This window comes from Aeromonas sp. 82P (assembly GCF_051919365.1).
GTDB lineage: Bacteria > Pseudomonadota > Gammaproteobacteria > Enterobacterales > Aeromonadaceae > Aeromonas > Aeromonas veronii.
In genome coordinates this window covers 654,751-665,000 of record NZ_JBQBEV010000001.1, presented here as the reverse complement: position 1 = coordinate 665,000, position 10,250 = coordinate 654,751, and the positions used below count along the sequence as shown (strand labels likewise).

Sequence of the window (10,250 nt, the reverse complement as noted above, 5' to 3'; positions counted from 1 at the left end):
GGTCAACGTGGCCGATGGTACCGACGTTTACGTGCGGTTTATTACGCTCAAATTTTTCTTTAGACACGACGTAGTCCTTCTAGGTTAAACCCGCCTACCGTCGTAGGCGGGGAATCTTAAATTACTTGGTTTTGCGCTCTTCGATCACAGCTTGTGCAACGTTGGTCGGTGCATCGTGATACTTGGCGAATTCCATGGCGTAGGAAGCACGACCCTGGGTAGCGGAACGCAGTGCAGTTGCATAACCGAACATTTCGGCCAGCGGCACCAGAGCACGAACGATCTTGCCGGACGGGCCATCTTCCATACCTTCGATCAGGCCACGACGACGGTTCAGGTCACCGATAACGTCGCCCATGTAATCTTCCGGAGTTTCAACTTCTACTTTCATGATCGGTTCGAGCAGAACCGGGTTGGCTTTCATGAAGCCAGCCTTAAAGGCCATGGAAGCAGCGATTTTGAACGCCAGTTCGGAAGAGTCGACATCGTGGTAAGAACCGAAGTGCAGACGCACACCCAGATCCATAACCGGGTAACCAGCCAGCGGACCAGATTTGAGCTGCTCACGGATACCTTTATCAACACCCGGGATGAATTCACCAGGAATGACACCACCTTTGATGTCGTTGACGAATTCGTAGGCTTTGCCTTCTTCCAGCGGGTACATGTCGATAACAACATGACCGTACTGACCGCGACCACCAGACTGCTTGGCATGCTTGCCTTCGATGTCTTTAACGGTGGTACGGATGGTTTCACGGTAGGCAACCTGCGGCTTACCTACGTTGGCTTCAACCTTGAACTCGCGACGCATACGGTCAACGATGATGTCCAGGTGCAGCTCACCCATACCAGCGATGATGGTTTGACCTGACTCTTCGTCAGTCCATACGCGGAAGGACGGATCTTCCTGAGCCAGACGGCCCAGTGCCAGACCCATCTTCTCTTGGTCAGCCTTGGTTTTCGGCTCAACAGCGATAGAAATTACCGGCTCTGGGAATTCCATACGCTCGAGGATGATCGGTGCGTTCGGGTCACACAGGGTGTCACCAGTGGTCACGTCTTTCAGACCGATAGCAGCAGCAATGTCACCAGCGCGTACTTCTTTGATCTCTTCACGCTTGTTGGCATGCATCTGAACGATACGGCCAAAACGCTCGCGCTTGTCCTTGACAGAGTTCAGCACGGTGTCACCGGAGTTGATCACGCCAGAGTAGACACGGAAGAAGGTCAGGTTACCAACGAACGGGTCGGTAGCGATCTTGAACGCCAGAGCAGAGAACGGCTCGTCATCAGAAGCGTGACGCTCGTCTTTGGTCTCGCCGTCCATTTTCAGGCCGTCGATAGCAGCAACGTCGGTCGGAGCCGGCAGGTACTCGATCACGGCATCCAGCATGGCCTGTACGCCCTTGTTCTTGAACGCGGAGCCACAGGTTACCAGGATGATTTCGTTGTTCAGCACGCGCTGACGCAGAGCACCTTTGATCTCTTCCTCGGTCAGCTCTTCGCCGCCCAGGTATTTTTCCATCAGGTCTTCAGACGCTTCAGCAGCGGCTTCAACCAGATTCATGCGCATTTCTTGCGCCTGTTCCAGCAACTCGGCCGGGACGTCTTCGTAATCGAAGGATACGCCCTGATCAGCTTCATTCCAGTTGATGGCTTTCATCTTGACCAGGTCAACAACGCCCTTGAAGTTCTCTTCAGAGCCGATGTTCAGCTGAAGGGGAACCGGAGTACCTTTCAGACGGGTCTTGATGTGCTCAACGCAGCGCAGGAAGTTGGCGCCGGTACGGTCCATCTTGTTGACGAACGCGATACGGGGAACCTTGTACTTGTTAGCCTGACGCCATACGGTTTCAGACTGTGGCTGTACGCCACCTACGGCACAGTACACCATCACGGCACCGTCCAGAACACGCATTGAACGCTCTACTTCGATAGTAAAGTCAACGTGGCCCGGGGTATCGATGATGTTGATACGGTGCGGTTGGAACTGTTTACCCATACCGGACCAGAAAGCGGTGGTCGCGGCGGAGGTGATTGTGATACCACGCTCTTGTTCCTGTTCCATCCAGTCCATGGTGGCAGCGCCATCGTGAACTTCACCGATCTTGTGACTTACACCGGTGTAAAACAGTACGCGCTCGGTAGTAGTAGTCTTACCGGCGTCAATGTGAGCGGAGATACCGATGTTACGATAACGCTCAATGGGGGTTGTACGAGCCATTGTCATCCTCTTACTAAGGCGCTTGTCCCTAGATAATTAAAGGTGCGCAGAGTCAAAAGACCCTGCGCAAGCGGATTACCAGCGGAAGTGAGCGAAGGCTTTGTTCGCTTCAGCCATACGGTGAACGTCTTCACGTTTCTTGACAGACGAACCCTTATTGTCAGCGGCATCCAGCAGCTCGCCAGCCAGACGCTGAGCCATTGATTTTTCACCACGTTTACGAGCGGCATCAACCAACCAGCGCATTGCCAGGGCATTGCGACGTACCGGACGAACTTCTACCGGCACCTGATAGGTTGCACCACCGACGCGACGAGATTTAACCTCGACCGCCGGACGAATGTTATCCAGAGCTTCTTCGAATACGGCCAGGTGCTCTTTGCCAGATTTGGTGGCAATGATGTCCAGGGCGCCATAAACAATGGCTTCTGCAACAGATTTCTTACCGTCAACCATTACTACGTTGACAAATTTAGCCAGCAGCTCTGATCCGAACTTGGGATCTGGCAGGATTTTACGCTGACCAACAACACGACGTCTTGGCATTTCAAATTCTCCGTAACTTCAGGGATTACCCAAAACTAGAAAGCTATCTAACTAGAAACGAATTAACGTTTGGCCTTACTTAACGGAGAACCATTAAGCTTTAGGACGCTTCACGCCATACTTGGAGCGAGCCTGCTTACGGTCTTTAACACCGGCACAGTCCAACGCACCACGAACGGTGTGATAACGAACACCTGGCAAGTCTTTTACACGACCGCCACGGATCAGAACAACAGAGTGCTCTTGCAGGTTGTGACCTTCACCACCGATGTAGGAGGTGACTTCGAAGCCGTTGGTCAGACGTACACGGCACACTTTACGCAGTGCAGAGTTAGGCTTCTTCGGGGTGGTGGTATATACACGAGTGCATACGCCACGCTTCTGAGGGCACGCTTCCAGCGCCGGCACGTTGCTTTTCACAACGAGCTTGATGCGTGGCTTGCGAACCAACTGGTTAATAGTTGCCATCAAAAGGCTCCTGATAATGACTTCATAAACGTGTGGAAAATCCTCCCCGCAGATACGGGGACGCGAAATTTTATGCCCTGTTGTCTGGGGAGTCAAGATTTATACAATTTGCGTCACAAAAGGGCAATTCGGATCCGTTTGATTTCACGACATCTCCTTGAATTTTCTTGGAAATGTGCTTATCAGCCACCCCAGGTGCGCGGGGAACCTTTTTGCGCAATCAGTGCCACCAGACCCGCCATATCGAGCACATTGCCCACCCGATGCTGCAAACCGCGAGCTTGCAGATCTTCCTGCATCACATAAAGCGGGATACCCGCCAGCCGCGCGCTCCACTGGGGAGCCGATGCCGCAATCACGGCATCCTGCATCAGTACCAGCTCATCCTCGGGCTGAAGGTATGAGAGCGCCTCTGCCAGAGCCTGACTCTGAAAGGGAGAGTTCAATATCAGATGCAACATGGAGACCTCAAAAGCTGATGTGAGTCGAACACTGTGCCCAGCGCCGAGCCATTTCCTGGCGCGGCAGACTCTCGACGGGGATCAGCAGATCATCCACTGTCACGCCACGCTCTGCCAGCGAGTCAGCACAAACATAGACCTCTTCGATGTCGTAGAGTTCCAGCATTTTGAAGGTGGGCGCGTAGTGGCGCTGCAAAATGGCGGCAGGCTGCTGCTCCTTGAGCAGTTGCAGCACGCCGTCCCCAATCAGGAAGAGGGCCAGCTCATCGGTCATGGCCGAGGTGGCCAACAAGGCATCCAGTCCTTCCCGGCCGGCGGCATGGCCATGGGGACCACGACTGCAGATAAAGGCGATTTTCTTGCTCATGACTCCCCCTAAAACTGAACCAGCCGATCGGCTGTGAGCGCCGCCTCGGCCAACTGGCCCAGACCGCTCAGGCAAAATGGCGCTTGCAGATTGAAGTGCTCCAGCCCTGCCCCCTTGGCTTCCTGTTCATCGAGCACACCGCGCCGCATGGCGGCGGCGACACAGACGTCGATACGGATCCCCTGCTCTTCTGCCAGCTCTCGCCACAGACGCGCCAGGTCAGTCTCATCGGATGCAGGCAGATGCAGACCGTTGCCGTTGCAGACCCCATCCTGATAGAAGAACAGGTGGGACAAGGTATGCCCCTGTGCCAACAAGGTGCGGGCAAAACGATAGGCGGTGCTGGCCGACTGGGTGCCATAGGCGGGCCCCGTGACCAGGATGGCAAAACTCAGACTCATAGCAGGACTCCTGTGCAGACCCGGTCCATTTTACGCCAAAAACAAAAAAGCCCCTGCCAGGAGGGGCTTGATTCGATCTGTTGATCAGAGATGGGCAATCGCCTCGACCTCGACCAGCACATCTTTCGGCAGACGGGCCACCTCTACGCAGGAGCGGGCTGGTGCTGCATCGCCAAAGTAGCGGGCATAGACCTGATTGAAGGCAACGAAGTTGTTCATGTCACTCAGGAAGCAGGTGGTTTTGACCACTTTGCTGGCATCAGCACCCGCAGCGTGCAACACGGCAACCAGATTCTTCATCACCCGTTCGGCCTGCTCTTCGATGCCGCCAGCCACGATTTCCATGGTGGCAGGATCGAGCGGGATCTGCCCGGAGGTGAAGATCATCTCGCCAACCTTGGTAGCCTGAACATACGGACCAATCGCGGCAGGCGCCTTGTCGGTTGCAATCACTTCTTTAGCCATTCATCTATCCCCTTCTGGAATGAGTTACTCGTTCTCGTCTTCACCCTGCTTGCGCTGTCGGATGTAAAGATAAACGGTATGTTTTGAAATATTGAGTTTGTCCGCCACCAGATTGATCGAATCCTTGATATCGAAAATGCCCTTCTCGAACAGCTGGGTCACGATGAAGCGATTCTTGGCATTGTTGGCCACGGTGGGATCGCGATTGATCTCGTCGATGGTGTTATCAACCGTCTGGGCAACCAGCTCTTCCACGCTGTTGGCAAAGGTCTCTGGTGACTGGCGCGCCGCCTGCTGGGGCGTCGGGAAAAATTCGGCCACGAACTCGTGGAAAGGCGCATTGATGTGCAGGTTGATGCAGATCAGCCCCACCACTTGCCGCTCACTGTTGCGAATGGCGATGGTGCTCGACTTCATCAGCGCGCCGGTACGGCTGCGAGCGAAATAGCTCTGGGTGTAATCCTGGCCGGTGCTCTCGATATCCTTGAGCATGCGCAGGGCGAGATCGGTGATGGGCGCCCCGAGGGTGCGTCCGGTATTGAAGCCGTTAGCGATCTTGATCACCGACTCGTGCAGATTTTCCAGGGAGTGGAGTACCACTTCACAATGCTTGCCGAACAGCTCGGCCAAGCCATCGATGAGCCCATCGTATGAGCGCAACAATTCCCTGTCTTCATCTGTAAAAGTGCGGCTGATCAGCTGTTCTTCGGGAAGCATGGCTTCCTCGATACCGACAGTCATGTTCTACCCCTGTAATAACCATTCAACTTTCCCGAGTTTTAAATTGCAGGGGAGTAAAGTCAACTTTTTTTGATTTTTTACTCTACAACTTTGCTCTGGATCATCCTGAAACCCGCGCTGCGTCTACCTTTGCCGAGGAATTGGCCAACAAAAAGGGCTCCTTGAAGGAGCCCTTTTTAATCACGGATGACGAGTTACTCTTCGTCGAAGCTACCGGCTGCATTCAGCAGATCCGCCAGGTTCTGCTCCGCTTCATCAGCGGTCACCTGCGGGGTACCAACAGCACGAGCTGCGGCAGCACGCTGGTTGATCCGGCTGTGGTGGTAGGCAAAGCCGGTACCAGCCGGGATCAGACGACCCACGATGACGTTCTCTTTCAGACCACGCAGTTCATCACGCTTGCCACCTACGGCGGCTTCGGTCAGAACGCGAGTGGTTTCCTGGAAGGAAGCCGCAGAGATGAAGGACTCGGTGCTCAGAGATGCCTTGGTAATACCCATCAGTACATGACGGTAGGTCGCAGGGGTCTTGCCCTCGGCAACCAGCTTACGGTTGGCAATCTTCACACGAGCAACTTCAACCTGTTCGCCTTCGATCAGATCGGTATCGCCAGCGCTCAGGATCTCACACTTGCGCAGCATCTGACGAACGATGACTTCGATGTGCTTGTCGTTGATCTTAACGCCTTGCAGACGGTAAACGTCCTGCACTTCGTTGGCGATGTAGTTGGCGACCGGGCTGATACCGCGCAGACGCAGGATGTCGTGAGCAGACTCAGGACCGTCCGCCAGCACTTCACCCTTCTCAACTTTTTCACCTTCGAACACGTTCAGGTTACGCCACTTCGGAATCATCTCTTCGTAGACGTTGCCACCATCAGTCGGGGTGATGACCAGACGGCGTTTGCCCTTGGTCTCTTTCCCAAAGGAGATGGTACCGGAGATCTCGGCCAGAATTGCCGGTTCCTTCGGTTGACGTGCTTCGAACAGATCCGCAACGCGCGGCAGACCACCGGTGATGTCCTTGGTACCGCCGGACTCTTGCGGGATACGCGCTACCGCGTCACCCACGCCCACGTTGGCACCATCTTCCAGGTTCACGATCGCCTTGCCCGGCAGGAAGTACTGGGCGGCTACATCGGTACCCGGGATCATCACGTCTTTGCCGTTCAGGTCGACCAGTTTAACGGTCGGACGCATCTCTTTACCGGCGCTCGGACGCTCGTTGACGTCCAGAACAACGATAGAAGAGAGACCGGTCAGCTCGTCGGTCTGACGAGTGATGGTCACGCCATCGATCATGTGTTCGAACTGCAGGCGACCTGCCACTTCGGTGATGATCGGGTGGGTGTGCGGATCCCAATTGGCAACGGTCTCGCCAGCACTCACGGCCTGGCCGTCCTTCACTTCCAGCACGGAACCGTAAGGCAGCTTGTGGCTTTCCTTGGTACGGCCCATGTCGTCCATGATGGTCAGTTCGGTAGAACGTGAGGTGATAACAAGTTTGTCATCGCTGTTGTGAACGAACTTGGCGTTCTGCAGCTTGATGGTACCGGTGTTCTTGACCTGGATGCTGCTTTCAGCAGCGGCACGAGATGCAGCACCACCGATGTGGAAAGTACGCATCGTCAGCTGGGTACCCGGTTCACCGATGGACTGGGCGGCGATAACACCGACAGCCTCACCCTTGTTAACCAGGTGACCACGGGCCAGATCACGGCCGTAGCAGTGAGCACAGTTACCGAAGTCAGTTTCACAGGTGATGGCAGAACGTACCTTCACACGGTCAACGGAGTTGCGTTCCAGCAGGTCACACAGCTGCTCGTCGAGCAGGGTGTTGCGAGCAACCAGGATCTCGTCCTCGGTACCCGGCTTGATGACATCTTCTGCCACCACACGACCCAGCACGCGCTCACGCAGCGGCTCGACCACGTCGCCACCCTCGATCAGCGGAGTCATCCACAGACCGTCGGTAGTGCCGCAATCGTCCTCGGTGATCACCATGTCTTGCGCCACGTCTACCAGACGACGAGTCAGGTAACCGGAGTTCGCAGTCTTCAGTGCAGTATCCGCCAGACCCTTACGAGCACCGTGGGTAGAGATAAAGTACTGCAGTACGTTCAGACCTTCGCGGAAGTTCGCGATGATCGGGGTCTCGATGATGGAGCCATCCGGCTTGGCCATCAGGCCACGCATACCGGCCAGCTGACGGATCTGGGCGGCGGAACCACGCGCACCAGAGTCGGCCATCATAAAGATGCTGTTGAACGAGGCCTGCTCTTCTTCTTCACCCAGCGAGTTGACGTTACGCTCTTTGGACAAGTTCTCCATCATGGCCTTGGAGACGCGCTCGTTGGCGCTGGCCCAGATATCGATAACCTTGTTGTAACGCTCGCCCGCAGTTACCAGACCTGACAGGAACTGGTCCTGGATCTCGGCAACTTCGGCTTCGGCTGCTGCGATGATGTCTTTCTTGGCATCCGGGATGACCATGTCATCGATACCAACGGAAGCACCGGACAGGGCCGCGTAGTGGAAACCGGTATACATCAGCTGGTCAGCGAAGATAACGGTGTCCTTCAGGCCCTGCTTGCGATAGCAGGTGTTCAGCAGACGGGAGATGAGCTTTTTGCCCAGCGCCTTGTTGGATACGCACTTGATCCAGTTCTGCGGATTGGCATCCAGATCAGCCTGTTCTGCAGCAGTCAGCACCTTCGGCTCGTCGATCAGGGCGTATTCCATGCCTTTCGGCAGGATCAGGCTCAGGATCGCACGACCAACGGTGGTGTTCTTCATCTCGGTGTGTTCACGCAGAGAACCGTCTTCCTGACGCAGGTATTCGGTAATACGTACTTTCACACGAGCATGCAGATCGGCCAGACCGGCGCGATATACTTTCTCGGCTTCTTTCGGGCCGGCCAGCACCATACCTTCGCCTTTGGCGTTGATACGGGCACGGGTCATGTAGTACAGACCCAAGACCACGTCCTGAGAAGGAACGATGATCGGCTCACCGGAGGCAGGCGACAGGATGTTGTTGGTAGACATCATCAGCGCACGCGCTTCCAGCTGGGCTTCCAGGGTCAGCGGTACGTGGACCGCCATCTGGTCACCATCGAAGTCCGCGTTATACGCAGCACAAACCAGCGGGTGCAGCTGGATTGCCTTGCCTTCGACCAGAGTCGGTTCGAATGCCTGGATACCCAGACGGTGCAGAGTCGGTGCACGGTTCAGCAGAACCGGGTGTTCGCGGATCACTTCGTCCAGGATATCCCAAACGACAGCTTCCTCGCGCTCCACCATCTTCTTGGCGGCCTTGATAGTGGTCGCCAGACCGCGGGTTTCCAGCTTGCCATAGATGAACGGCTTGAACAGTTCCAGCGCCATCTTCTTCGGCAGACCGCACTGATGCAGACGCAGAGTCGGGCCTACGGTGATAACGGAACGACCGGAGTAGTCGACACGCTTACCGAGCAGGTTCTGACGGAAACGACCCTGCTTACCCTTGATCATGTCGGCCAGGGATTTCAGCGGGCGCTTGTTGGAACCGGTGATGGCACGACCGCGACGGCCGTTATCCAGCAGCGCATCGACGGACTCTTGCAGCATACGCTTTTCGTTGCGCACGATGATGTCCGGAGCAGCCAGATCCAGCAGACGCTTCAAGCGGTTGTTACGGTTGATCACGCGACGGTACAGATCGTTCAGATCGGAAGTCGCGAAACGGCCGCCGTCCAGCGGTACCAGCGGACGCAGGTCCGGCGGCAGCACGGGCAGCACTGTCATGATCATCCACTCCGGCTTGTTGCCGGACTGCAGGAAAGCTTCCATCAGCTTCAGACGCTTGGTGGTCTTCTTGCGCTTGGTCTCGGAGTTGGTTTGATCCAGCTCCTCACGCATGGTTTTGACTTCACCTTCCAGATCGATAGCGCGCAGCAATGCCAGGATTGCTTCGGCACCCATCTTGGCGTCAAATTCGTCGCCCCACTCTTCCAGCGCATCCAGGTACTGCTCTTCAGAGAGCATCTGGCTGCGTTCGAGGTTGGTCATGCCCGGCTCGATTACCACGAAAGATTCGAAGTAGAGCACACGCTCGATGTCGCGCAGGGTCATGTCCAGCAGCAGACCGATACGGGACGGCAGGGACTTCAGGAACCAGATGTGGGCAGTCGGGCTGGCCAGCTCGATGTGGCCCATACGCTCACGACGGACCTTGGTCTGGGTCACTTCAACGCCGCACTTCTCACAGATCACACCACGGTGTTTCAGGCGCTTGTACTTGCCGCACAGACACTCGTAGTCCTTCACCGGTCCGAAGATACGGGCGCAGAACAGACCATCACGCTCCGGCTTGAAAGTCCGGTAGTTGATGGTCTCAGGCTTTTTGACCTCACCGAATGACCAGGAGCGGATCATGTCAGGAGAGGCCAGACCGATCTTGATACTGTCAAACTCTTCGGTCTTGGTCTGAGCCTTCAAAAACTTGAGTAAGTCTTTCACGTGTTTCCCCTGTCAGGAGTCTAACCTCGGCGCCCCGGCTGCCAAAACAGCGGGGCGCCCACGTCAATTCTCGAA

10 protein-coding genes (1 of these 10 running past the window's edge) are annotated in these 10,250 nt (G+C 55.7%); all 10 read right to left on the bottom strand.

The window, feature by feature from the left end; translation table 11 throughout:
* Positions 1-67, bottom strand: the 5' end (the start) of a protein-coding gene (tuf, locus tag ACTG2S_RS03100; RefSeq protein ID WP_005339879.1) for an elongation factor Tu. Its footprint begins 1,118 nt before the window's first position; 67 of the gene's 1,185 nt are visible here — the first part of the coding sequence; its start codon is at positions 65-67; the stop codon falls past the left edge of the window.
* A 54-nt stretch (positions 68-121) separates the two neighbouring features.
* Positions 122-2,227, bottom strand: coding sequence for an elongation factor G (fusA, locus tag ACTG2S_RS03095; RefSeq protein ID WP_439981969.1), 2,106 nt, complete (start codon positions 2,225-2,227; stop codon positions 122-124).
* Positions 2,228-2,302: 75 nt separating this feature from the next.
* The gene (gene rpsG, locus ACTG2S_RS03090) at positions 2,303-2,773 is read right to left on the bottom strand and encodes a 30S ribosomal protein S7 (protein WP_005339911.1); all 471 of its coding nucleotides are present in this window, start codon (positions 2,771-2,773) and stop codon (positions 2,303-2,305) included.
* Between the two features lie 93 nt (positions 2,774-2,866).
* Entirely contained in the window at positions 2,867-3,241 is a 375-nt protein-coding gene (gene rpsL / locus ACTG2S_RS03085) for a 30S ribosomal protein S12 (protein ID WP_005306278.1), read from the bottom strand.
* 182 nt (positions 3,242-3,423) lie between these two features.
* Positions 3,424-3,702 (bottom strand): sulfurtransferase complex subunit TusB, encoded by a 279-nt coding sequence (gene tusB, locus ACTG2S_RS03080; RefSeq protein WP_005339909.1) that lies wholly within the window; start codon positions 3,700-3,702, stop codon positions 3,424-3,426.
* Positions 3,703-3,709: 7 nt separating this feature from the next.
* Positions 3,710-4,069, bottom strand: coding sequence for a sulfurtransferase complex subunit TusC (tusC, locus tag ACTG2S_RS03075; protein ID WP_139472497.1), 360 nt, complete (start codon positions 4,067-4,069; stop codon positions 3,710-3,712).
* 8 nt (positions 4,070-4,077) lie between these two features.
* Positions 4,078-4,470: a sulfurtransferase complex subunit TusD gene (gene tusD, locus ACTG2S_RS03070; RefSeq protein WP_274160770.1), complete on the bottom strand. Its 393-nt coding sequence runs from the start codon at positions 4,468-4,470 to the stop codon at positions 4,078-4,080.
* Positions 4,471-4,554: 84 nt separating this feature from the next.
* Positions 4,555-4,935 carry a RidA family protein gene (locus ACTG2S_RS03065; protein ID WP_005339904.1) on the bottom strand — a complete coding sequence of 127 codons (381 nt, stop codon included), beginning with the start codon at positions 4,933-4,935 and terminating at the stop codon, positions 4,555-4,557.
* A 24-nt stretch (positions 4,936-4,959) separates the two neighbouring features.
* Positions 4,960-5,676, bottom strand: a complete 717-nt coding sequence (locus ACTG2S_RS03060) for a helix-turn-helix transcriptional regulator (RefSeq protein ID WP_005339902.1) — start codon at positions 5,674-5,676, stop codon at positions 4,960-4,962.
* Between the two features lie 194 nt (positions 5,677-5,870).
* Positions 5,871-10,175 carry a DNA-directed RNA polymerase subunit beta' gene (rpoC, locus tag ACTG2S_RS03055; RefSeq protein ID WP_005339899.1) on the bottom strand — a complete coding sequence of 1,435 codons (4,305 nt, stop codon included), beginning with the start codon at positions 10,173-10,175 and terminating at the stop codon, positions 5,871-5,873.
* Between the last annotated feature and the right edge of the window lie 75 nt (positions 10,176-10,250).